We start from the raw sequence: 23,784 nt of genomic DNA on the forward strand, positions 1-23,784 counted from the left end.
CGATGGACACCCGCAGACAGGCCAAGTTCCTGTACTGGATGGGATGGCGCGTGACCGAAATTGCGCAGGCCATCGGCGAGAACGAGAAGACTGTACACAGCTGGAAGGCGCGTGACGAGTGGGATCGCGCAGACAATGTTGAGCGCATCGGTGGCGCGCTCGAAGCGCGCCTGGTCGTGCTGATCATGAAGCCGGAAAAGTCCGGCGGCGACTTCAAAGAAATTGATTTGCTGCATCGGCAGCTAGAGCGCCAGGCGCGCATCCAGCGCTATCAGGGCGGCGGTAACGAGGCCGACTTGAATCCGGCCGTCGCCAATCGCAATGCCGCGCCGAAGAAGAAGCCCAAGCGCAACGACTTCACCGAGGAACAGATCGAGCAGCTGACCACAGCGTTCGTCGACGGCTGCTTCGACTATCAGCGCGATTGGTACCGGGCTGGTAGCGAGCGCACGCGCATCATCCTCAAGTCGCGTCAGATCGGTGCGACGTACTACTTCGCCCGTGAGGCGCTGATCGACGCGCTCACCACCGGGCGCAATCAGATCTTCCTCAGTGCGTCCAAGTCGCAGGCGCACCTGTTCCGCGGCTACATGCAGCAGTTCGTGCGCGAGACCATCGACGAGACGCTCTCCGGCGGCGACAGCATTGTGTTCCCCAATGGCGCCGAGCTGTTCTTCCTGGGCACCAATGCGCGCACCGCGCAGGGCTACCACGGCAATTTCTACTTCGACGAATTCTTCTGGACCTACGGGTTCAACGAGTTGAATAAGGTCGCCAGCGGTATGGCGATGCACATGAAGTGGCGCAAGACCTACTTCAGCACGCCATCGAGCATGGCCCACGAGGCCTACACGTTCTGGACCGGCGAGCGCCGCAACAAGGGCAAGCCGGCTGCGCAGCGGATCCAGATCGATGTCTCGCATGACGCGCTGGCCGGCGGGCGCCGCTGCCAGGACCGCGCGTGGCGGCAGATCGTCAACATCCTCGATGCCCAGCGCCGTGGTTGCGACCTGTTCGACATCGATGAGCTGCGCGAGGAATACAGCCCGGACGCCTTCGCCAACCTGTTGATGTGCGAGTTCGTCGACGACGGCGCCAGCATCTTCCCGCTGGCGATGCTGCAGCCGTGCATGGTCGACAGCTGGGTCGCATGGGGCCAGGACTACAAACCGTTCGCCGCGCGCCCCTACGGCGATCGCGCGGTGTGGATCGGCTACGACCCGGCCGAGACCGGTGATACCGCAGGCCTGGTCGTGGTGGCGCCACCGCAGCTCCCCGGCGGCAAGTTCCGCTTGCTGGAGCGGATCCAGTTCAGGGGCATGGACTTTGCCAAGCAGGCTGCCGAGATCGAGCGCATCACGCGCCGGTACTGGGTGACCTACATCGGCATCGACACCACCGGCATGGGGAGCGGTGTGGCGCAGCTGGTGAAGCAGTTCTTCCCGAATCTGGTCACCTTCAGCTATTCGCCCGAGGTCAAGACGCGCCTGGTGCTCAAGGCGTTCGATGTGATCCACAACGGGCGGCTGGAGTTCGACGCCGGCTGGACCGACGTGGCGCAGTCGTTGATGGCCATTCGCAAGACGATGACGGCCAGCGGCCGCCAGTCCACCTTCACCGCTGGCCGCTCGGAAGAAACCGGCCACGCGGACCTGGCGTGGGCACTGTTCCACGCGCTGCAGAACGAACCGCTGGAAGGGCGCACTGCGCGCAATTCCGGCTTCATGGAGATCTCTTGATGTTGACCGACCAGCTGCCCGCGACCGCGCCTGCAGCGCCAGCCGTGCCCGCACGCACCGAGGCGTTCACCTTTGGTGACCCGACGCCGGTGCTCGATGGGCGCGGCGTGCTGGACTATCTGGAGTGCTGGCAGAACGGGCGCTGGTATGAGCCGCCGGTGGCGCTGGATGGCCTATCCAAGACCACGCGCAGCAATCCGTTCCTGCAGTCCGGGCTGATCTTCAAGCGCAACATGCTGGCGCGGACCTTCAAGCCGCATCGGCTACTGACTCGCGAGGCCTTCGAGCAGCTGTCGCTGGACTGGATCACCCTGGGCAATGGCTACCTTGAGCGCCGTCGCAACCGCATGGGCGGTGCGCTGTCGCTGTCTGCGCCGTTGTCCAAGTATATGCGGCGCGGTATCACCGAGGGCGAGTACTTCCAGGTGCGCACGTGGCATGACGAGCACGTGTTCGAGCCGGGCAGCGTGTTCCAGCTGCGCGAAGCCGATGTCGATCAAGAACTCTACGGCCTGCCCGAGTGGATGCCGGCGATGCAGTCCGCGCTGCTCAACGAATCGGCCACGCTGTTTCGCCGCAAGTACTACAACAACGGCTCGCATGCCGGTTTCATCCTGTACCTAACCGACCCGCAGCAGAGCCAGGAAGACGTGGATGCGCTGCGCAACGCCATGAAGGGCGCCAAGGGGCCGGGCAACTTCCGCAACCTGTTCATGTACTCGCCAGGCGGCAACAAGGATGGGCTGAAGCTGATCCCGGTCAGCGAAGTGGCGGCCAAGGATGAGTTCAGCGGAATCAAGGGCATCACCCGCGACGACATGCTGGCCGCGCTGCGGATCCCGCCGCAGCTCATGGGCATCGTGCCGCAGAACGCTGGTGGCTTCGGGTCGATCCGTGAGGCCGCTGCAGTGTGGGCCGCTAACGAGCTGGAGCCGCTGCAGGCGCGCATGTTGAAGATCAACGACTGGGTGGGCGATGAGGTGATCGCCTTCACCCCGTACGCGCCGCCAGCGACGGCGTAATCCTTTCCCACCGCAAGACCACGCAATGCTCAAGAACCTCCGTTGTGGCGAATGCGCCCGCCTGCTGTGCAAGGCCGGCGCCTTCGACGAAATCCAGATCAAGTGCCCGCGCTGTGGCACGCTCAATCACCTGAAGGCCGAGAGCCTCACCTCCGATCGCCGCGAGCGAATCCAAGAAGGCTCTCACCATGAAAAACCAGCTCCTGCAGGGCGACGCCCTGACCATCCTGCCCACGCTCGAAGCGAATTCGTTCGACGCACTGATCACTGATCCGCCTTACGCGAGTGGCGGCCTGACCGCCGCTGCCCGTGCTCGGCCGCCGTCGACCAAGTACTGCCGAGATGGTGGGCACGCTGACTTCGTTGGTGACGAGCGCGACCAACGCTCGCACCTGAAGTGGATGCACCTGTGGCTATCTGAGTGCGCACGTGTGCTTAAAGACGGCGCTCCGGTGCTGCTGTTCACCGACTGGCGGCAGCTGCCGCTGACCACCGATGCGCTGCAGATCGCCGGCTTCACTTGGCGCGGCATCACCGTCTGGGATAAGACCGAAGGCGTGCGCCCACAACTGGGCCGCTTCCGCAACCAGGCGGAGTACATCGTCTGGGGCAGCAAGGGCAACATGCCGCTGGACCGCCGCGCGCCGGTGTTGCCTGGTGTCATCCGTGAGCCGGTGCGCAAGGCTGACAAGCATCACCTGACCGGCAAGCCCACCGAGTTGATGCGGCGGCTGGTGCGGATATGCGAGTCAGGCGGGTGTGTGCTCGATCCGTTTGCAGGGAGCGGAACAACCTTGGTTGCGGCAGAACTTGAGGGTTATCGCTGGACCGGGGTGGAAAAAACCGAGCACTATGCAACAGTTGCCGGTAGCCGAATCTGCGAAATTTAAAATCGACTTGGCCGTCTTCTTGGACGGCTAAGCTTTACTTGGAGACCAGGTGGCTGCCTGCGTTCTAAGCGCTCAGTGGTGCATGGGGGGCAATAATGCTTAGCCATTATTTCTAAACCTGCCTCACTGCTCGTTTATTAGGCATAGCCTGCAAAGTAATTGGCGTTAACTATCAGCGTCGGCGGCACATACTGATAGAAGCCGGAGCTGTGGGTGCGAATCCATATTGTGCATAAAGTAGGTGGCTAGAGCCTCTAGCGAGTAGGCTGACTTCTGCGTTTGGCAACAGATTGTGCTCCATCCAGTGGTTGAGCCGCCGCATAACCTCTTTGCCAATGCCTTGCCGCTGCATTCTTGGATGTACAGCCATGTCGCATAGCTGAAGGTGACAGCCACCATCGCCAATGATCCGCCCCATGGCGACAAGTTCGCCGCACTGATAGCCGGACACACCAAAGACTGTATTTGGTAGAGATGCCTCGGCCGTCTCTTTTGCTTTTGGACTCATCCCCGCAAGCAGCCTCAATTGGCAATAGTCATCGACCATGGGAGGGGCGTTGTTATAACGCACCAGGATTGAGTTACTCATGGGATACCTCAATTTGCGCTCTTTGACAGCGGAAAATTATGCGGCGCCAACTGGACGTCCGGGAACTATGAAAACTCGATTGATTCGCGAATAAAATCTCTGCTTCGCTTTTAGCGCTTTGGATTTTTATGGCTGTACACGGATTCTCGGGTCGCGCGATGACATGGGCGAAAACATGCGTTGAATTAGGTAATAAAAGTTGGTCAAATTGTATTTATTGTTTATCACGAATTAATTTCTGGGCTGTGCATAAATTAGAAAAAATTCAAGTAGGGGAATAGATGTTTTTGTACACAAGTCGAATATCAAGCACGTGCGGCTCGCATCGTGAGCGCTCAGCGCTGGGGTGCGCATAAACAGAATTCACATACGGCGCTAGTGCGCAGTCGAAACGTGGGAACGGCCAAGGTGTTGCAATGCCAGGCGGCGGTAGCTGCCGCTGACCACCGATGCGCTGCAGAGGGCTGGCTCTACCTGGTGCGGCATCACTGTCTGGGACAAGACCGAAGGCACGCAGCCCCAGCTGCGCCGCTTCCGCAACCAGGCCGAATATATTGTGTAGGACAGCAAGGGCAACATGCCGCTGGACCGCGTTGATGCGGCAGCTGGTGCGGATCTGTGAGTCAGGCGGACGCGTGCTAGACCCGTTTGCCGGAAGTGGAACGACTCTGGTGGCGGCGCAGGCGGAGGGCTACAGTTTTACAGGTGTGGAGATGACTTCACATTACTCTGATGTTGCAAGGGTGCGGCTCAATAACTGATAGGCCTACGTTCGCTCTTCAACCACATAGCAAAGCGCCGCACGGAGGCGGCGCTTTGCTTAGTCAAGAACTCATCCGAGTACCAGAAGGGATGCTGATGATAGAGGCCAGCAGCCTGAGCGCCGACCCGTTCGCCTTCATCCGGAGTGCGCCGCAGCGGTACGCCTCACCCGTCGGTCGGCGCCAATTCCCACCCAGCGTTCTCACCGCCGGGGGAAAGAGGATTGTCGTCGCCGGCAGCGGTTGGCAGGTCGGCCGGAGCGAGGGAGTAGCTATACAGCTCGTGCAGCACCTGTTGCATCGGCGTGTAGTAGACGATAGATCTACCGTTAGGCTCGCCGGAGGAGACGATCCCGATCAGATGCCGGTCATAGGTAACGACTGGGCCGCCGGAGTCGCCGTTGTCGATGCTATTGAGCTCGGACGCGTGGGCGGAACTGATGTGCTCATAACTTGGCCTCCAAATTCCTGGCGTGAGAGAGAAGCCTTGCCATACGCATCGGACGCCCGTGCGCCAACCGCTTGTGCAGAACTGCCCGTCAGGCGCGTTCGACCATCCGTTAACAGGAAGTCGTGCTTCCCGCCCGGCGCGGGGCATGAAAACTTGATTGTTCGCCCGGGGGATGTAGGACTGGATCGGATTGCAGAACGCCGCGCTGCCGTGGGAGGCGCAGTACAGCGACGATGGACCCGGCTGGGGCGAAACTCGCACTAGCTCAATGTCCGAGGTTGCCGACTGCCACACGACGTTGCCGATAGCCGCGGTACCCACGTGGATGGTCGCGTACAGTGGCGCGCAATGCTTGGCCAGCACGATCCATCGTGTGGCACGTTGATACGGCGTCAGTCTGTGGAAGATGCTCGTGGGCACCAACACCGCTCCTACGGTGCATGATCCAAAGGGCACGCTGACCTTCGAGCCGGAGATGACAGGGAGGACAGCGCGATCGGGATTTCGAGGTGCCACGACGCCCGGGGTTTGCGCCGTGGCGACCGAGGATGCGAGGGTGGTGACAATGGCGAATGCGAGGGCTGCCACATGCTTTTGCAGTGGTCGGATTTTCATCAGGGATCGAGTTCTCTCGGGGTTGTTGGGATCGGGGGAAGTGGTGATTCGCGAGGCCCATTCGCGCATTGATAGACTAGGTGGTGTCCCTACGGTGAACAGGAGCGAATGGTGAGCCGTATAGCCATCTCTTGTTGCCACCGACGCACAAGACGATGGAGTCCCCTACGTTCAATTTCGTTGGTGTTGTTGCGAGGTTGCCATCATCGGCGGCTTGGCTGGCGCCGCACTGCTTGCTTGCGAACTGTGGCATCGTGGAACGAAGGGGCGAGTAGTGCGAAGTCGGCTTCGACAGTACTTCCGCGAGTAACGCACCGTCACAGCCTGGGATAGACACAGCGCTGGTCGACTTGGCGCGACGCTGTGGCATGCAGGCAGCGCCTTTCTACATTGCCCGCGCCCAGGAAATCGTCGACCTGCAGAACCTCCGCCCCTGGGTGGCTGCGACCTTTGTGAGGCTTCCGAAGCGAATTCGGGCGCACCGATCCGGCTTACGCCGGCGGCGGCCTCAATGCCACCGCGAGCGCAGAGCCGCCGTCACAGAAGTATGTTCAAGGCGGCGCCCAACTGGATGTCCACTTCGGAGGCGATAAACGCGATCAGGGATCACACCTGAAGTGAATTCACCCGTTGTCATCCGAGTGCGCGCGCATGCTCAATGACGGCGCGCCGGTGTCGCTATTCACCAACTGCCGGCAGCTGCCGCTGACCACCGATGCGTTGCAGATCGCCGGCTCACGTGGCGCGACATCACCGTCTGGGATAAGACTGAAGGCGTGCGTCCACAGTCGGGGCAATTCCGGAACCAGACCGGATACATCGCGTAGGGCAGTAAGGGCAATATGCCGTTGGATCACCGTGCGCCGGTGTTGCCTGGCGTCATCCGTGAGTCGGTGCGCAAAGCCGATAAGCATCACCTCACTGGCAAGCCTACTGAGTTGATGCGACAGCTCGTGCGGATCTGCGAGTCAGGTGGGCGCATGCTCGACCCGTTTGCTGGTAGTGGCATCACGCTGGTTGTCGTCTAACTTGAAGGATACCCTTGGACGGGGATCGAGATGACAAGTAACTACTTCCAAGTCACTAGCGCCAGGCTCGGGCTTTCTTGAACTACTGTGCCGGGCTTGTCCCGGCCTCAAGCCTATCGCGAACGGGGGCGAGCAAAGCCTCGACGGTACTCCGCATCACGGATTGCTAGACCTCTCCCCCTCCTCTCGAAGTTGCAGATATAACGTAGGTAGTTCAGGAATATAGTTGCGTCAAGGAAGTAGTTTGGATAGGTCTGTCGTAGTTGTTCAACGCTACCCCCAGCTACTAGCACCGGATCGATGGATTGTCCCTGAGCGGCTCGATATTCCTCTAACGAATATGCTTCAGTTGCGGCCTCAAGTTGGTCATTTGAAAAAGACTTGATGTTAAGCACTCGGCGGGAGGTATCAAGCACAATGAGGTGATAGCCAGTAGGTGACTTTCCCATTCCGTGAATCTTGTCTGCAGCTACGATAATTCCCTTGAGGCGCATCAGGACATTCAAATCGGCCTCTGCTCGGAATAAGCGCTCCCTGATAGAGCTTTCCGTTTCACTTCTGAGCTGGTCGTGCACAGGGGTCTGCTCGATTGACGCGAATGCAGCGCTTGCAAGTTGGAAGAATTCGCCCCAACGCCTGTCAGCCCGTCCAGCCTTGATTGCTTGATTGAAGAAGGTGTCTACCGTTTCGACAGCAGTGGCCCAGGCGTGTTGGACCTGCGTTCGGAATTGCAACTCAACATGTAGTCCGTTGTAACCAGGCACTTTTGAGTTTTCGTAGCGGTATACAAGATGAATGCTGCGATAGCCATCATCCTTTGGCGTCATAACGTAGTCGTGGATGCTGCGCAGCTCGTGGGAGAAGCGTGACTTATTTTCATATGCCTCTCTCAGCATTCGAAGGCGACGCATCGATGAAACAACGGCCCTCAATCCAGCAATGTCCTGCATTCGATCCAGGCTCATCGTGTCGAAGCGTTGGAGCTTGCTCACGATTGACGGAAGGCGCTTTAGGCGTTGCCCTACCACCGACTTAGGAACAGGCATTCCAAGAGCTGAAAGCTTCATTCGCAGCGTCGACTGGAAAGTGTTAAGCGGGTATGCGTGCGCAGCTCGCCAGTTGGTGATGATTGGCATTGCCTGCATAAACGTCTCGGGTTGCAGCCTTGCTTCGCGCAAGGCATTACCGGCGCGACGGACCTGACCTCTGGTGTACTGCGGAGTTTGATACGCCATGTTCTCTTTCCCTGAGCATTTGCCTGGGGATGCTACATGACAATCTATGTGCACGCGGCAGACGTTGAGCCTATTGCCTTGGCTCCTGGTATGACGAGTTCCCAGTCCCCGCCCAGCCGCCCAATGGGCGGTTTTTCTTTGGGCACGGAACGGAGCACAGGCTAGCCATGCCAGTGGGCCGGTGGCTGAGCATTTGAAGTTGGCTGTGATCACTCAACGAGGCGGGCGCAGATTGAACAGCACCCCTGCTCCTGGCGCGCGCAATCGTCGCCCCGCCACGCCTGCGGTCTTCATACGTGGTTTTCGCTGCACCCCGGCAGTGTGACCCTAGGCCTCGCTGCTGTTACCGATCCGTGCGATTCAAGGTGGCCTCTCTTCCCTGCAGATCCCTGCGCGCCTGGGGTCTTTGTGTGGCGGTGCGGCTGCATTCCCTGTCGTTAGGCCTCTCGGCGCATTGCGGCACATGACCATCGGAATCAGGTAATCGGTAATCAGGGGCGTCAAACAGGGCCTAAGCGACTGATCGCATTAGGAAGTTTGGGATTACCTTTTGGGGTGATTTAAGGTAATCCAGACCTCCATAAGAAGTTATGTGATTGAAAAATAAGGCTATTTTCTGGGGTCTGGATTACCTCCCCAAAAGGTAATCCCATCACCTCCAAATTACCCTTTAATTACCTTTGATATTTTTGTATAAGTTATTGATATGTATAGCAATATTTGCATTTTTGGCGGCGGATTACCTAGATTACCTCGCTCCCGTGGTCGTCTAAAAAATTGAGATTGGGACGCGATAGAGTGGGTTGCCATACCCACTCGCTAACACCGGATCCCCGCAATGTCACTGGCCCCCGATGCCCTGCAGACGCACCCCGATCTCGTCGACGCGGCAGGCCGGAAGCGCAGCTGGCGTGTGGCCAGGGCGTAGTCATGCTCGAGCGCGATCGCCAGTGGGCTAACGAGCACGACAGCCAGCAGCACACCTTCTATATGTTGGTGGCTGCCGCATGAGCGCGATCAATGCCGGCGATGAGCCTGTGCTGCCGCCTGGCTTCCGGTGGGACAAGCCTTGGCAGAACGCCAAGGGGCCGCCCACAGCGCTTTTTCTAGAGGGTGAAGAGGTGGCCAGGATGGTTCAGAAAGTCACGGGCGAGTGGTATGTGGTACTAGAGCGCCACAGGCCAGCGCCGCCTGGCGAACCCTTCGCGCCGTTTGTCCAGCGCGACTGCAGCAGCTTCGACCAGGGACGACGTGGCACCGCTATGTGGGCCGCGCGCCACGAGGCGAGGATCCGAGCTGAAGTGGCTGGCCGGATGCCGCGTTCCCGGGCGACCTAGGGCGAAGGGCGGTGACCGCAAGGACCGGGAAAATTGACCGGACGCTTACGCGCGCACTAGGCCTCCCGCGTCGGCCGCTGGGGAAAATAAGTGACGCAAGCTACTGATTCGTAAGCTCAGTAGTGCTAACTCTTAATCAATAGGTCCAAGGTTCGAATCCTTGACGGCCCACCAAATAAAAGCACTTAGGCACTGCCTAGGTGCTTTTCTTTTTCCAGGATTGAAAGCGGCGCGCGCGCTCGTTGGGCCTGCTGTAAACGAATCGAGGCCAGCGATAGGTTGGCGTCGCGACGGCGGTGCTGCAGCTTCGCGATAGCGCCGGCATCGCCAACGTCTGATTTGGATACCGATGGCTCTTCAAGCCTTTGGGCGACGATCATCATCGAATGCCTGGCTGGGGTGCGATTGCCGCAGCCGGCGTCAGCGATCGAACCCTGGTCACATCGTCAGCGATGCCGGAAGTATCGCCGTGCGCCACTGCAGCGCCACGTCATTGCCTGTGGTGAGCGCGTGGCGCGACGCGCTCTGCGGTCTGCAAGCAATTGCCGCAGGCAGCCATGTCACCAGGGCCTGCGTGTAAGGCCAGCAATGCAGGCGTCTAGCTTCGCTGCACGCGCGGAAATGCCAGCACGAAACGCGCGCCCTGGCCAGGCGCCGAGAAGACTTCTACAAAACCGCCGGCCTGGCGCACAGCGCTATAGACCTGCGCCAATCCCAGGCCGGCGCCCTTGCTGGCGTGCTTGGTGGTGAAGTAGGCCTCGAACAAACGCGCCTGCACCGCGCTGTCCATACCGTGCCCGCTGTCGGCGACGGCGAGGGTCATGTAATGCCCTGCCGGTTTGGCCAGTTGCGCATCTTCTTCAGTGACGAAGGTTTCGCCGGTTTCCACGCTGATGCTGTCGCCGCTGGCACAGGCATCGCGGGCGTTGATCACCAGATTCAGGATGGCGCGCTCCACGGTGTGACGGTCGACCATGGCACAACACCCGCCGTTGCCGGTGTGCAGCCGTAACCGCAGTTCTGCGCCAACCACCTGTTGCAGTAACGGGCTGAGCTGTTCTGCCAGTTCGGCCAGATCCACCGCTTCGGGGCTATAGGGGTAATGGCGCGAGAAACCGACCAGGCGCCGCGCCATCACCGCGCCGTGTTGAAGCGCCGCGTCCGCAACGCTGAGCAGCTTGGCATCGTGGGCGTCGATCTGCGCGCGCTGCACGACCAGATTGATCGCCGATGTGGCGGCCTGCAGCACGTTGTTCAAATCGTGGGCCACGCCGGCCAGCAGTTGTCCTACCGCTTCGCCTTTCTGCGCCTGCTCGGCGATCTTCTCGGCTGCCTTCTGTGCGGCGCGCGCGATGTCCAGGTCGCCTTCGATGCGCTCGTGCGAATCGCGCAGGCTGTGCAGCTCGGTCGACAGCGAGGTTTCGCGTGCGCGCGCCAGCATCAGGCGTTGGTGGAAAACGCGCGTTCTGCCGTCAGGGTGCTGTCCAGGGTGTGAAAGGCTGCTTCCAGCGCGCGGCGGTCGGAGACATTCTTGCTCACCGCCAAGATGGCTTCGACCTTGCCTTGCTCGTCGAACAATGGGCTGGTGACGACCTGCCAGGTCTGGCGCACGCCGGCCAGGTTCACGCAACTGGCCTCGAATTCCCGGGTTGCGCCCTTCGCCGCCGCGGCCATGGCTGCATCCACCATGGCTGCCGCTTCGGGTGGCCAGAGTTCGCGCCACGGGCGGGCAAGAATCTGATCCGCAGAACTGGCCCCAAGTCCGACCAGCCCGTTGAGATTGACCGACGTGATCCGACCGTCCAGATCGATCTCTTTAATGCAATCGCGCGACAGTGCCACGATCTGGCGATATCGATCTCGCATCGCGACTGGTGCCCTTGGGCTGAAATTAACGGAATTTTCGCAAATCCTGCTGCTGCGATGTACTGGTGGACAATACGGGCTTTGTCTGGATGCAGGCGGGGACACTGCACTCCCTTGTTCGGGCAGCGCCTCAAGTCTCCACGTGAGGCCATCACCGTGCCCATCGCGTAGTCACACGCTTCGGGCTTCTCGGCGCTTTTTCTTTACGGGCATCCCTGCAACAATAGCCGGGCATCTACGGCATTGCGAAAGTGGCGGAATTGGTAGACGCACCAGATTTAGGTTCTGACGCCGCAAGGCGTGGGGGTTCGAGTCCCCCCTTTCGCACCAACGCCGCGCGGCCGTGTGGGTTCCGGTCGCTGCACTTCCTGAAAACCGGTCGTTTCTGTCCGTGAGGCCGCTGCGTGCATGCCGCTGGCAGCGGCCGCCGTTATCGGCGAAACTACAAGGCTCGGCGGCATTCTCGCCATCCGTCAACCCGCATCTTCCATCTCGTGCCGACGCTGTGCGCTGTCGGTGGCAGGAGTCAACATGCAAGCATCGATCGAATCCACCGGCAATCTGGAACGCCGACTGACCTTCACCCTGCCGCAGGAGCGCCTGGAGACGCACGTCGGTGGCCGCCTGCGCGAGCTTGCGCGGACCACGCGCATCAAGGGCTTCCGTCCCGGCAAGGTGCCGACCAAGGTGATCGAGCAGCGCTTCGGTCAGCAGGTGCGTGCCGAGGCGATGGAAGGCCTGCTGCGTGAGACCTTCGATTCGGCCGTGCGCGAGCACTCGCTGCGTCTGGCCGGCAACCCGCGTATCGATCAGGGCGAGACCGATTTCGACTTCGTCGCCACCTTCGAAGTGGTACCGGATTTCGGCGACATCGACGTGACCAAGCTGTCGGTGGTGCGCGCGACCGCTGAAGTGACCGATGCCGACATCGACCAGATGATCGAAAACCTGCGCCTGCAGCGCCGCACCTGGAATCCGGTCGAGCGCGGTGCGCAGGTCGGCGACCTGGTGGCGCTGGAGACCTGGTCGCAGGCCGGCGACGAGCGCCTGCCCGCCGAAGGCGTGGAGACCGGCAGCAGCGTGCTGGGTTCGGGCGTGATGTTCGACCAGATCGAAAAGGGCCTGGAAGGCCTCACCAAGGGTGAAGAAAAGACCCTGACCGTCGATTTCCCGGCCGAATGGCGCGTGCCGCAGCTGGCGGGCAAGACCGTGCAGGTGCACGTCAAGGCGCTCGAAGTCTCCGAGCCGGTGTTGCCGGCAGTGGACAAGGACTTCATCAAGAGCTTCGGCGTGAAGAGTGGCGATGCCGAGCAGTTCCGCGCCGATATCCGCACCAACCTGGAGCGCGAGCTCAAGGGTGCGCTGATGAACCGCCTGCGCCGCGAAGTGGGCGAGCAGCTGATTGCCGCCTACGCGCATGTCGAAATGCCGCCGCGTCTGGTCGAGAGCGAAGCGCGTTCGATGCTGGCCCAGCAGGTCGAGCAGGTCCGCCGCAGCGGTCGCGATCCGGGTCAGGTGCCGGCCGACGCGCACCAGGGATTCATGGATGCCGCCGCCAAGCGCGTGCTGGTCGGTCTGCTGGTGGGCGAAGTGGCGCGCCGCAACGAATTGCGCCTGGAATCCAAGCGCGTCAGCGAAACGCTGCGTCTGATCGCTTCGACCTACGAAGAGCCGGAACAGGTCATTGAGATGTACCGCAACGACCCCCAACTGATGAACGGGCTGCAGAGCCGCGTGATGGAAGAGCAGGTGATCGACTGGATCGCCGAGCGCGCCCAGCACACCGAGCAGTCGCTGTCGTTCCAGGACGCCATCCGCGTCTGATCCGGCAGTAAGAGAAGAACCGCGCCCGCAGTCAGGGGTGCGGATGTCGAACACGGGCAGCGGCACAGGCCGCTGCCACAACGGGAAGACTGATGAGCATTGTGACCAAAGCCCTGAACCTGGTGCCCATGGTGGTCGAGCAGACCAGCCGTGGCGAGCGTGCGTACGACATCTACTCGCGTCTGCTGAAGGAGCGTCTGATCTTCCTCGTCGGTCCGATCGACGACCATATGGCCAACGTGATCGTGGCCCAGCTGCTGTTTTTGGAAGCGGATAACCCGGAAAAGGACATCAGCATCTACATCAATTCGCCCGGTGGCGTGGTCACCGCCGGCATGGCGATCTACGACACCATGCAGTACATCAAGCCGGACGTCAGCACCATCTGTGTCGGCCAGGCCGCCTCGATGGGCGCGCTGCTGCTGGCCTCGGGTGCGGCAGGCAAGCGTTACGCGCTGCCGAATTCGCGCGTGATGATCCATCAGCCGCTGGGTGGCTTCCAGGGCCAGGCGACCGATATCGATATCCACGCGCGCGAGATCCTGACCTTGCGTTCGCGCTTGAACGAGATCCTGGCCAAGCATACCGGCCAATCGCTGGAGACCATTGCGCGCGACACCGAACGCGACAATTTCAAGAGTGCAGTCGATGCGCAGGCCTACGGCCTGGTGGATCAGGTGCTCGAACGTCGTCCGGAAGAGTCGATCCAGCCGTCTTGATCTTCAAGTCATTGAAATTGCAGGAAAAACCGGCAGGGTCGGGCGGGGCGAATGTCCTCCCGGCCCTGTGCTATTCTCGAAATCGAACCCCCGTGCATCGGGTGGGGTAACTGGGTAACAGAAGCATGAGCGAAGACCGCCAAGGTCGTTCCGGCGACAGCAACAAGATTCTCTACTGCTCGTTCTGCGGTAAGAGTCAGCATGAAGTCCGTAAGCTGATTGCCGGTCCCAGCGTATTCATCTGCGATGAGTGCGTTGAGCTGTGCAACGACATCATCCGCGAGGAACTCGAAGAGAAGGCGCAGTCGGCACGTTCCAGCCTGCCCAAGCCGCGCGAGATTCTCGAGGTACTGGATCAATACGTGATCGGGCAGCTGCGCGCCAAGCGTACGCTCGCGGTAGCGGTGTACAACCACTACAAGCGTATCGAGAGCCGCAGCAAGAATGATGATGTGGAGCTGGCGAAATCCAACATCCTGCTGGTCGGCCCGACCGGGTCGGGCAAGACGCTGTTGGCCGAAACGCTGGCGCGGCTGCTCAATGTGCCGTTCACGATCGCCGATGCCACCACGCTCACCGAAGCCGGCTATGTCGGCGAGGACGTGGAAAACATCATCCAGAAGCTGTTGCAGAAGTGCGATTACGACGTCGAAAAGGCGCAGCAGGGCATCGTCTACATCGACGAGATCGACAAGATCTCGCGCAAGAGCGAGAACCCGTCGATCACCCGCGATGTGTCCGGTGAAGGCGTGCAGCAGGCGCTGCTCAAGCTGATCGAAGGCACGGTTGCCTCGGTGCCGCCGCAGGGCGGCCGCAAGCACCCGCAGCAGGAATTTCTGCAGGTCGACACCAAGAACATCCTGTTCATCTGCGGCGGCGCATTCGCCGGCCTGGACAAGGTGATCCAGCAGCGTTCCAACGACGCTGGTGGCATCGGCTTCGGCGCCAAGGTCAAGAGCAGCGAGCGCAAGCAGGAAGTGGGCAAGATCCTGGCCGAAGTCGAGCCGGAAGATCTGATCAAGTTCGGCCTGATTCCCGAGTTCGTCGGCCGTCTGCCGGTGGTCGCCACGCTCGAAGAGCTGGACGAGCCGGCGTTGATCAAGATCCTGACCGAGCCCAAGAACGCCATCACCAAGCAGTTCAAGAAGCTGTTCGACATGGAAGGTGTGGAGCTGGAGTTCCGCCCCGACGCCCTGTCTGCGATCGCCAAGAAGGCGCTCAAGCGCAAGACCGGCGCGCGTGGCCTGCGCACCATCGTCGAATCGGTGCTGCTGGACACGATGTACGAGCTGCCGTCGCAGGAAAACGTCAGCAAGGTCGTGGTGGATGAGTCGGTGATCGAGCACAAATCCGAGCCGTATCTGATCTACCAGGCGCAACCGGCGCCCGCCAAGGCTGCGTCCGGAGACTGAGTCCGTTGGCCGCCACGCCAGGCCTCGGCCTCGCTGGCGGATAACCGCTTTCCGAACGCTACTTGCAACACTTCGCCGATGGCCCCATAACGGGGCCATCGGCTTTTTACTGCCCCAAAAACCCCCATTCCTGCGGAGTGCCCCATGGCCCAGTCCCAACCAGAAGTTCTCGATCTGCCGGTGTTGCCGCTGCGCGACGTGGTGGTGTTTCCGCACATGGTGATCCCCCTGTTCGTCGGCCGCGACAAGTCGATGCGTGCGCTGGAAAAGGCGATGGAGGCGGACAAGCGCATCCTGCTCGTCGCGCAGAAGTCGGCCGAGACCGACGACCCGGCTGCCGGCGATCTGTATACCGTCGGTACCCTGGCGCAGGTGCTGCAGCTGCTCAAGCTCCCCGACGGCACCATCAAGGTGCTGGTCGAGGGTCTGTCACGGGTCACCGTGGACAAGGTTGTCGAGCAGGACGGCGCATTGCAGGGGCAGGGCACCGAAATCGAAGCCAGCGACGCGCGTGAGCCGCGCGAGGTGGAAGCGATTGCGCGGTCGCTGATGTCGCTGTTCGAACAGTACGTCAAGACCAATCGCAAGCTGCCGCCGGAACTGCTGCAGACCTTGGCTGGCATCGATGAGCCTGGCCGTCTGGCGGACACCATCGCCGCCCACATCGGGGTGCGTCTGGCCGACAAGCAGCGCCTGCTGGAGATCACCGACATCGGCGAGCGGCTGGAATTGCTGGTCGGCCTGGTCGATGGCGAAATCGACGTGCAGCAGCTGGAAAAGCGCATCCGCGGCCGCGTGAAGTCGCAAATGGAAAAGAGCCAGCGCGAGTACTACCTCAACGAGCAGATGAAGGCGATCCAGAAGGAGCTGGGCGACCTGGACGATGCACCTGGCGAGCTGGAAGAGCTGGCGCGCAAGATCGCCGAGGCGGGCATGCCCAAGCCGGTCGAGACCAAGGCCAAGGCCGAGCTCAACAAACTCAAGCAGATGTCGCCGATGTCCGCTGAGGCGGCCGTGGTGCGCAATTATCTGGACTGGCTGCTGGGCGTGCCGTGGAAAAAGCGCACCAAAGTGCGCAAGGACCTCAAGGTTGCCGAAGACACGCTGGACGCCGATCACTATGGCCTGGACAAGGTCAAGGAGCGCATCCTCGAGTACTTGGCGGTGCAGTCGCGCGTGAAGCAGATGAAGGGGCCGATCCTGTGCCTGGTCGGTCCGCCGGGCGTGGGCAAGACCTCGCTCGGGCAGTCGATCGCCAAGGCGACCAACCGCAAGTTCGTGCGCATGAGCCTGGGCGGCATTCGCGACGAGGCCGAAATCCGTGGCCACCGCCGGACCTATGTCGGTTCGATGCCGGGCCGCCTGGTGCAGAACCTCAACAAGGTCGGCAGTAAGAACCCGCTGTTCCTGCTGGACGAAATCGACAAGATGTCGATGGACTTCCGTGGCGACCCGTCGTCGGCACTGCTGGAAGTGCTCGATCCAGAGCAGAACAATTCGTTCAACGACCACTATCTGGAAGTCGATCTGGACCTGTCGGAAGTGATGTTCGTCGCCACCTCCAACTCGCTCAATATCCCGGGCCCGTTGCTGGACCGCATGGAGGTGATCCGCATCCCCGGCTACACCGAGGATGAGAAGCTCAACATCGCCACGCGCTATCTGGTGCCCAAGCAGATCAAGGCCAACGGCTTGAAGCCGGAGGAGATCGAGATCGCCAGCGATGCGATCCAGGACATCGTGCGGTATTACACACGTGAGTCGGGTGTGCGTAATCTCGAACGCGAGGTGGCCAAGATCTGCCGCAAGGTGGTCAAGGAAATCGCGCTCGCAGGTCCGCAACCGGCGGCCAAGAAGGCGGTCGCCAAGAAGGGAAAGCCGAAGGCGCTGGTCACCGTCAACGCCAAGAATCTCGACAAGTATCTGGGCGTGCGTCGCTTCGACTTCGGCCGCGCCGAAGAAGAGAACGAGATCGGTCTGGTCACGGGTCTGGCATGGACCGAAGTCGGTGGTGAGCTGTTGCAGGTCGAGTCCACGTTGGTGCCAGGCAAGGGCAACCTGATCCTCACCGGCCAGCTCGGCAATGTCATGAAGGAATCGGCATCGGCTGCATTGTCGGTGGTGCGTTCGCGCGCCGAGCGACTTGGCATCGATGTGGATTTCCTGCAAAAGCAGGACGTGCATGTGCATGTGCCCGACGGCGCCACGCCCAAGGACGGCCCAAGCGCAGGTATCGCGATGGTGACCTCGCTGGTGTCGATACTGACTCGGGTGCCGATCCGCGCCGATGTGGCGATGACCGGCGAGATCACCCTGCGCGGGCGGGTATCGGCAATCGGTGGCTTGAAGGAGAAGTTGCTGGCGGCCCTGCGCGGCGGCATCCGCACCGTGCTGATCCCCGACGAGAACCGCAAGGATCTGGCCGACATCCCGCCAAACGTGACCCGCGATCTGAAGATCGTGCCGGTGAAGTGGATCGACGAGGTGCTCGATCTGGCGTTGGAACGTCCGCTTGCGCCGAAGAAGGCCAGCAAGGAAAAGGCACGCAAGGCGGCCTCGCGCGTGACCGTGCGCGGCAAGTCGCGTAGCACACCCGGTACCCGCGTCAAGCACTAACGAGGGCTGTCTGAGCCTCGTCAAAACAAGCCAAAACCCGCGTCGTTATTGGGTTTGGCTTGCGTGCTGTTGGGGGCGCTGGTATAAATGCACGACTCGTGGGCGCGGCAAATGTGATGCGTCATGCGATACCACTTGTGTCGGGTTCTTCGCTTACGGCAAGAGCGCCGATTGTCGATTCCGCGGCATCTGCCGCAAAGGGAGTTTCAAGAATGAATAAAACCGAATTGATCGATGGCGTTGCCGCTGCCGCTGACATCTCCAAGGCTGAAGCTGGCCGTGCTGTTGACGCGGTTGTGAGCGAAATCACCAAGGCACTGAAGAAGGGCGACGCCGTCACCCTCGTTGGCTTCGGTACCTTCCAGGTTCGCGAGCGCGCTGAGCGCACCGGCCGCAATCCGAAGACCGGCGACAGCATCAAGATCGCTGCTTCGAAGAATCCTGCATTCAAGGCTGGTAAAGCCCTGAAGGATGCAGTAAACTAATCGACTCGCTGGGGTGCTTAGCTCAGCGGTAGAGCGTCTCCCTTACACGGAGAGGGTCGGGGGTTCGAAACCCTCAGCACCCACCATTAAGCACCAGGCAAACGTTTCAAGCGCGGAGCGGTAGTTCAGCTGGTTAGAATGCTGGCCTGTCACGCCGGAGGTCGCGGGTTCGAGTCCCGTCCGCTCCGCCAGTTACACGCGAAGCCCCTGAGCAATTGGGGGCTTCGTTTTCTCCACGACATTCGTGCTGCGAACGGAATGGAGGCAGACGTCCAAGTTTAAAGCGGAGCGGTAGTTCAGCTGGTTAGAATGCTGGCCTGTCACGCCGGAGGTCGCGGGTTCGAGTCCCGTCCGCTCCGCCAGTTATACCAAGCCCTCGGCCTTGTGCCGGGGGCTTTTTTTTTTGACTGTCGGTAATGGATGCGGGTCCATCCTGGCATGGCGGTGCGGCGTACTGCCGCGCATCCTGCAGCGGCGCGCTCTGCTGCGTTTGAAGGCGCTTCGGTATGTGGCTCTGGCTTGCGCCGTTCACCCTGGGGCCGATTGGATGCGCCACGACGCCGTCGTCACGGGCATTGGGCTGGGTGCCTGGCGCCAAGCGCGTTACACTGCGCGGCTCGCCCACAGGCCGTGATTTGCCAATGCTGCAGAAACTTCGCGACAAGACGTCAGGCTGGATCGCTACCGCCATCCTGGGGTTGCTGATGATTCCGTTCCTGTTCGTCATCGACAACAGCTACCTCGGCGGCATTGGCGCCAACAATGTGGCCAAGGTGCAGGCGCCGCCGGCCTGGTGGAAATCGGCGCCGTCGTGGTGGCCGGTCTCTTTGCTGTGGCAACACCATGAAATCAGCACGCAGGATTTCCGCACGCGTTTCGAGCAGGCGCGTATGCAGGAGCGTCAGCGTCAGGGCGAGAAATTCGATCCGCGCAGCTTCGAATCCCGCGAAAACAAGCTGCAGGTGCTCGATCAACTGGTCGACGAACAGGTTGTGCGACTGGGTGCGGAAGACGCCGGAATCGTCATCGGCGATGCGACCGTGCGGGATTACATTGCCAACATTCCCGCATTCCAGGTCGATGGTAAGTTCAGTCCGGACCAGTATCGCGCCGCACTCGCGCAGGGCACGCCGCCGCGCACGCCAGCGCAGTTCGATGCGTTGGTGCGCGACAGCCTGCAGCAGTCGGTGATCCCGCAGGCGGTGGCGGAGTCCGGCTTTGCCACCACGTCCGAGTTCGAGCGCCTGCTCAAGCTGATGGGTGAAACGCGCGATGTGGAGTTGGCGATGCTGCCGCCGCCGGCCGCAGATGCTGCGTCGGTGAGCGATGCGCAGATCAAGCAGTGGTACGACGGGCACACGCAGGATTTCCGCCAGCCGGAAACCGTGACGATCGAATACGTGGAGCTCAACGCCGCCACGATGCCGCCAGCCACTGCGGCCGACGAGGCCACGCTGCGCAAGCGCTATAAAGACGAGAAGGCGCGCTTCGTCGAGCCGGAGCAGCGTCTTGCGTCGCACATCCTGATCAGTGCCGGCACCGATGCAGCCGCGCAGAAGGCTGCCGAGGCAAAGGCTGCCAAGCTTGCCGCCGAGGCCAAGCAGACCGGTACCGACTTTGCTGCACTGGCGAAGGCTAATTCGCAAGATCCCGGTTCCAAGGATGCCGGCGGCGACCTGGGCTGGGTCGAGAAGGGGACGATGGTCAAGCCGTTCGAGGACGCGCTGTTCTCGATGAAGGCTGGCGAGGTGGTGGGCCCGATCAAGAGCGAATTCGGCTACCACGTGATCCTGCTGCGTGAGGTCAAGGGCGGCCAGGGCAAGTCGTTCGAGCAGGTGCGCGACCAGCTGGCTGCCGAGCAGCTCAAGGCCGACGCAGATAAGGCCTTTGCCGATGTCAGCGGCAAGTTGGTGGACCAGGTTTACAAAAACCCCACCGCACTGGAGCCGGCGGCCAAGCAGGTTGGCCTGCCGGTGCAGACGCTGGGGCCGTTCTCGCGCAGTGATGCCAGCGGTGTTGCCGCCAACCCGGCTGTGCTGCGCGCGGCGTTCTCCGAAACGCTGGTGCAGGACGGCACGGTGAGCGACCCCATCACCATTGCGCCGAACCATAGCGTGGTGCTGCGTGTGACCAACCACACCGCCGAACAGGCGTTGCCGTTGGACAAGGTGCGCGACAAGGTGACGGCGGCAATCCGCGCGGACCGTGCCGAGAAGGCCGCCGCTGCTGCTGCCGATGCCTTGCTGGCACGCGTGCAGAAAGGCGAAACGCTACAGGCACTGGCCAACAGCGAGAAGCTGCAGGTGCAGCCGATTCCGGGGCTGCCGCGGACGGCGCCGATCCCGACCCCGGCTGCGAACCGTGCGATCTTCAGCGCGCCGCGACCGACCGAAGGCAAGCCGTCGGTTGGCAAGGTGGAGTTGGATGGCGGGCGCTTTGCTGTCTTTGTCATCAGCAAGGCGACGCCGGGCGATCTAAAGCAGATGCCGGCCGAGCAGCAGACGATGCTGCGCGAGCAGTTGAGCCAGATCGACGGAAACAACGCTGCGCAGGCTTACGTCAAGGAAATGCGCAAGCGCTACAAGATCCAGATCGAAGAAGCCCAGCTGTAAGGCTGGATCATCGATTGGTGAGAGCAAAGCCCGGGCAACCGGGCTTTTTCTTTGGGCGTTCGTGGTGGAAGACGCAGTCCGGCTGGCGGGCATCCCCAGTCAAGCTCCCGCGCGGCGCGTATCGATTTGCCGGCGGTGTCTGCGCGCCTTACGGGAGCTGCGATTCCTGCGCGCAAGTCGCGGGGTGGTCGGCCGGTTCCCTGACGATCTGGCCGCCGTCGCTGCTGACGCTCGATTGTGCGACGGCGCGCGCGGGCAGCGGCCCTGAAAGACATGCGAGGTGTCGCGCTGATGATCTGCGGTGGTCGGGTCAGTTGAATGGCTGGGCGTGATTGACTCAACGAGGAGCGTCGCCAATGTCATGGCGCGCATTGCGTAGGGTCTGCAAGATCGATTTTTGCCGGAGCTCGGCTCGCACGTGGAGCGCCAAGTCGGCTCCCCGGCGCGACGCGCAGCAGGTGCTAACTGCACGTTTGCAACCCGGTAACTCTCAACATCCATCTTTCGCGACCGAAGCGGCCTGACGAAAAAGGCTGGGTTGGTGAGCGAAGTTCAGGATCGACGCGATCATGCTGGCGGCCGCCTGCCTGCGCGTACGACAGCGTCCAAGGTTGCGCCGCACCTCGGCGCATCGCTCAGGGCGAGTCGTCGAACGACAACACCATGCCAGGCTTCAGAATGGCGCTTTTGTCCAGGCCGTTGGTAGCGAGTAGCGTCGTGACGGTGATGCCATAGCGGCGTGCGATCGCCCAGGCCGATTCGCCATTGCGCACGGTGTGGGTGCGTGCTGGCGAGGTCGACGCCTTGCTGGCTGCAGCGGCGACGGCTGTGGGCGCGGCAGTGCTGCTGGCGGCGCCAGTTTCCATCTCCGCAGATGCGACCATGGCGCTATTTGCACCGGGCTGCGGCGGCGCAAGCGGCGCGAGCACGTGCACACCGCGCGGTGCGGCGCGTGCGCCAGCGAGGGCGGGATTCAGGCGCGCGAGCAATTGCGGCTCGATCGCGCGCTGTCCAGCCCAGGTGTTGAGGCTGGTGCCTGCCGGTAACGCATGTTCGGTGAGGACGGGCACCGAGCGATCCAGCGAGGTCAGCAGGTTGCCCTGCTGCTGCGCGTGATCGAGCACGCAGGCAAGCGCGTGCAGTTTTTCCACATAGTCGTAGGTGACCTTGGACATGCCCGGCAATTCGGACGGACGCGCGTTTTGCGCGTTCATCCCGGCGCTGCGCATCGCCTGCAGCACGCGGTACTCGCCGGCGTTATAGGCCATCAGGGCCAGGCGCCAGTCTCCGCCGAACATGCCGTAAAGGGTTTTGAGATAGCGTACCGCCGCAGTGGTGGAATCCACTGCCGACAGGCGTCCGTCGTACTGCGCGCCGACCGGCACCTGGTGGTTGCGCGCGGTGGTTGCGATGAACTGCCACAAGCCTGCAGGGCCGCTGCCGTTGCGAGCCCCGGGGCGGTAGCCGCTTTCGACGAACGGAATCAGCGCAAATTCGGTCGGCATGTCGGCCTTGCGCAATTCATCGACGACATAGCCGAATAGCGGCAGGACATCCTGCGCATCGTCTGCCAAACGTGCCGGGGCGCGCGAAAAATGCTGTTCCCAGCGGGCATCGCTATGGGCGCTGTCGCAGCCCGGGTCGGCGCGTCCGTCGAGGAAGGCCGAAAAAATCTCGCGCCCGTTGCGGAGGCCTGGCGCGCTGGCCTGCGCGGCCTGACCACCTGCGGAGGCGGAGCTTGCGTCGTTGGGCGATGCGGCTGCCGGTGCAATGGCCGAACACGCGGCCAGCACTGCCAAAACCAGGCGCCTCATGCCCGAAATTCGTCTTTCCAGCGCCGAAGTTCGGCAAAAATATCCACTTCAGAGGAAAGTGCGCTGGCTGCGCGTGGTGCCACTGCAGCGCGGATCTCGGGGTGGCTGGTGCGTAAGAACGGATTGGTGGCCAGTTCACTCTTGAGCGAAATCGGCAGGGTAGGACGGGCTGCATGACGCATGGCCTGGGCTTCCTGTTGACGGCGCTGCAAGGCAGCGTTGGTGGGATCGACATGCAGCGCGAAGGCCGCGTTGGCCAACGTGTATTCGTGGCCGCAACACACAAGCGTTTCGCCAGGCAGGGAGGCCAGGCGCTGCAACGAGTCGAACATCTGGGGAGCGGTACCTTCGAACATCCGCCCACAGCCTAGGCTGAACAGCGTATCACCGCTGAACAGGTGGCCGTCAGCGAGAAAGGCGATATGGCTGCGGGTGTGGCCCGGCACCTCGATCACCTGGAACTCGACATCGAGCAGGCGCAAGCGCTCGCCGCGACCCACATGATGCGCGTTGGTCGGGATGCGTTCGTCGGCCGGGCCGAACAGCGCCAGGTCCGGCCAGCGCCGCTGGAGTTCGGCAACGCCGCCGATGTGGTCGCCGTGGTGATGGGTCAGCAAGACGGCGCTCGGCACCAGGCCCTGGCGCTGCGCGGCAGCCAGGACAGGCTCGGCTTGACCGGGGTCGACAATGATGGCGCGGCCATCTGCGGCGACCAGCGCCCAGATGTAGTTGTCGTCGAATGCGGGCAGGGCGATCAGTCGCATAGAAT

Annotated in this window: 16 protein-coding genes, 4 tRNA genes and 3 pseudogenes; 16 read left to right on the forward strand and 7 right to left on the reverse strand. The window is 61.8% G+C overall.

The window, feature by feature from the left end; genetic code table 11:
• The first annotated feature begins 2 nt into the window (after positions 1 to 2).
• From EO156_RS08610 to EO156_RS08625, 4 genes are read left to right on the forward strand one after another with little or no spacing between them, the layout of a single operon-like run.
• Positions 3 to 1,739 (forward strand): terminase ATPase subunit family protein, encoded by a 1,737-nt coding sequence (locus EO156_RS08610; RefSeq protein WP_126936743.1) that lies wholly within the window; start codon positions 3 to 5, stop codon positions 1,737 to 1,739.
• Positions 1,739 to 2,761, forward strand: a complete 1,023-nt coding sequence (locus EO156_RS08615) for a phage portal protein (RefSeq protein WP_126936744.1) — start codon at positions 1,739 to 1,741, stop codon at positions 2,759 to 2,761. Before EO156_RS08610 ends, EO156_RS08615 begins: the two co-directional genes overlap by 1 nt.
• 25 nt (positions 2,762 to 2,786) lie before the next feature.
• The gene (locus tag EO156_RS08620; RefSeq protein ID WP_053503138.1) at positions 2,787 to 3,032 is read left to right on the forward strand and encodes a Com family DNA-binding transcriptional regulator; all 246 of its coding nucleotides are present in this window, start codon (positions 2,787 to 2,789) and stop codon (positions 3,030 to 3,032) included.
• Entirely contained in the window at positions 2,950 to 3,651 is a 702-nt protein-coding gene (locus EO156_RS08625) for a site-specific DNA-methyltransferase (RefSeq protein ID WP_126936745.1), read from the forward strand. Before EO156_RS08620 ends, EO156_RS08625 begins: the two co-directional genes overlap by 83 nt.
• A gap of 172 nt (positions 3,652 to 3,823) precedes the next feature.
• Here EO156_RS08625 and EO156_RS08630 read toward each other — a convergent pair whose 3' ends face one another.
• Positions 3,824 to 4,240 (reverse strand): GNAT family N-acetyltransferase, encoded by a 417-nt coding sequence (locus tag EO156_RS08630; protein WP_078585598.1) that lies wholly within the window; start codon positions 4,238 to 4,240, stop codon positions 3,824 to 3,826.
• A 427-nt stretch (positions 4,241 to 4,667) separates the two neighbouring features.
• Here EO156_RS08630 and EO156_RS08635 point away from each other — a divergent pair.
• Positions 4,668 to 5,001, forward strand: a pseudogene (locus EO156_RS08635) (DNA methyltransferase); the annotation flags it as partial.
• A gap of 166 nt (positions 5,002 to 5,167) precedes the next feature.
• On the opposite strand, the gene EO156_RS08640 reads toward EO156_RS08635, so the two are convergent.
• Complete coding sequence (locus EO156_RS08640) at positions 5,168 to 6,067, reverse strand: trypsin-like serine protease (protein ID WP_026007262.1); 900 nt, start codon at positions 6,065 to 6,067, stop codon at positions 5,168 to 5,170.
• A gap of 480 nt (positions 6,068 to 6,547) precedes the next feature.
• Here EO156_RS08640 and EO156_RS08645 point away from each other — a divergent pair.
• Positions 6,548 to 7,092 (forward strand): annotated as a pseudogene (locus tag EO156_RS08645) (DNA methyltransferase); the annotation flags it as partial.
• A 116-nt stretch (positions 7,093 to 7,208) separates the two neighbouring features.
• Here the strand turns inward: EO156_RS08645 and EO156_RS08650 are convergent.
• The 3 genes and pseudogenes from EO156_RS08650 to EO156_RS08665 all read right to left on the reverse strand — a co-directional run bounded on the left by EO156_RS08650 (position 7,209) and on the right by EO156_RS08665 (position 11,533).
• Positions 7,209 to 8,330 (reverse strand): RelA/SpoT domain-containing protein, encoded by a 1,122-nt coding sequence (locus EO156_RS08650; protein ID WP_016851285.1) that lies wholly within the window; start codon positions 8,328 to 8,330, stop codon positions 7,209 to 7,211.
• Between the two features lie 1,522 nt (positions 8,331 to 9,852).
• Positions 9,853 to 10,050, reverse strand: a complete 198-nt coding sequence (locus EO156_RS08660; RefSeq protein WP_016851283.1) for a hypothetical protein — start codon at positions 10,048 to 10,050, stop codon at positions 9,853 to 9,855.
• A gap of 215 nt (positions 10,051 to 10,265) precedes the next feature.
• A pseudogene (locus EO156_RS08665) lies at positions 10,266 to 11,533 on the reverse strand (PAS domain-containing protein).
• A gap of 245 nt (positions 11,534 to 11,778) precedes the next feature.
• Between EO156_RS08665 and EO156_RS08670 the strand changes: the two are divergent.
• The 10 genes from EO156_RS08670 (at position 11,779) to EO156_RS08715 (ending at position 21,201) form a co-directional block, all read left to right on the forward strand.
• Positions 11,779 to 11,863, forward strand: a tRNA-Leu gene (locus EO156_RS08670).
• A gap of 201 nt (positions 11,864 to 12,064) precedes the next feature.
• Positions 12,065 to 13,357 carry a trigger factor gene (tig, locus tag EO156_RS08675; protein WP_016851282.1) on the forward strand — a complete coding sequence of 431 codons (1,293 nt, stop codon included), beginning with the start codon at positions 12,065 to 12,067 and terminating at the stop codon, positions 13,355 to 13,357.
• Positions 13,358 to 13,449: 92 nt separating this feature from the next.
• Positions 13,450 to 14,076 (forward strand): ATP-dependent Clp endopeptidase proteolytic subunit ClpP, encoded by a 627-nt coding sequence (gene clpP / locus EO156_RS08680; RefSeq protein ID WP_002806026.1) that lies wholly within the window; start codon positions 13,450 to 13,452, stop codon positions 14,074 to 14,076.
• Positions 14,077 to 14,201: 125 nt separating this feature from the next.
• Positions 14,202 to 15,488 carry an ATP-dependent Clp protease ATP-binding subunit ClpX gene (gene clpX / locus EO156_RS08685; protein ID WP_003483788.1) on the forward strand — a complete coding sequence of 429 codons (1,287 nt, stop codon included), beginning with the start codon at positions 14,202 to 14,204 and terminating at the stop codon, positions 15,486 to 15,488.
• A gap of 144 nt (positions 15,489 to 15,632) precedes the next feature.
• On the forward strand, positions 15,633 to 18,104 hold the full coding sequence (lon, locus tag EO156_RS08690; RefSeq protein WP_003483790.1) for an endopeptidase La: 2,472 nt from the start codon (positions 15,633 to 15,635) through the stop codon (positions 18,102 to 18,104).
• A gap of 212 nt (positions 18,105 to 18,316) precedes the next feature.
• A complete protein-coding gene (locus EO156_RS08695; protein WP_002806049.1) occupies positions 18,317 to 18,589 on the forward strand; it encodes an HU family DNA-binding protein in 273 nt (90 codons plus the stop codon).
• Between the two features lie 11 nt (positions 18,590 to 18,600).
• Positions 18,601 to 18,675: transfer RNA gene (locus tag EO156_RS08700), tRNA-Val, on the forward strand.
• Positions 18,676 to 18,703: 28 nt separating this feature from the next.
• Positions 18,704 to 18,780, forward strand: a tRNA-Asp gene (locus EO156_RS08705).
• A gap of 94 nt (positions 18,781 to 18,874) precedes the next feature.
• Positions 18,875 to 18,951: transfer RNA gene (locus EO156_RS08710), tRNA-Asp, on the forward strand.
• Positions 18,952 to 19,230: 279 nt separating this feature from the next.
• Positions 19,231 to 21,201 carry a peptidyl-prolyl cis-trans isomerase gene (locus tag EO156_RS08715; RefSeq protein ID WP_016851281.1) on the forward strand — a complete coding sequence of 657 codons (1,971 nt, stop codon included), beginning with the start codon at positions 19,231 to 19,233 and terminating at the stop codon, positions 21,199 to 21,201.
• 635 nt (positions 21,202 to 21,836) lie between these two features.
• Here the strand turns inward: EO156_RS08715 and EO156_RS08720 are convergent.
• Both EO156_RS08720 and gloB read right to left on the reverse strand, forming a co-directional pair.
• Positions 21,837 to 23,015: a lytic transglycosylase domain-containing protein gene (locus EO156_RS08720; protein ID WP_029828264.1), complete on the reverse strand. Its 1,179-nt coding sequence runs from the start codon at positions 23,013 to 23,015 to the stop codon at positions 21,837 to 21,839.
• The gene (gloB, locus tag EO156_RS08725) at positions 23,012 to 23,779 is read right to left on the reverse strand and encodes a hydroxyacylglutathione hydrolase (protein WP_016849285.1); all 768 of its coding nucleotides are present in this window, start codon (positions 23,777 to 23,779) and stop codon (positions 23,012 to 23,014) included. Before gloB ends, EO156_RS08720 begins: the two co-directional genes overlap by 4 nt.
• Positions 23,780 to 23,784: the final 5 nt, after the last annotated feature.

The sequence above is a fragment of the Xanthomonas sp. DAR33341 genome (genome assembly GCF_003992815.1).
GTDB classification, from domain to species: Bacteria; Pseudomonadota; Gammaproteobacteria; order Xanthomonadales; family Xanthomonadaceae; genus Xanthomonas; species Xanthomonas cissicola.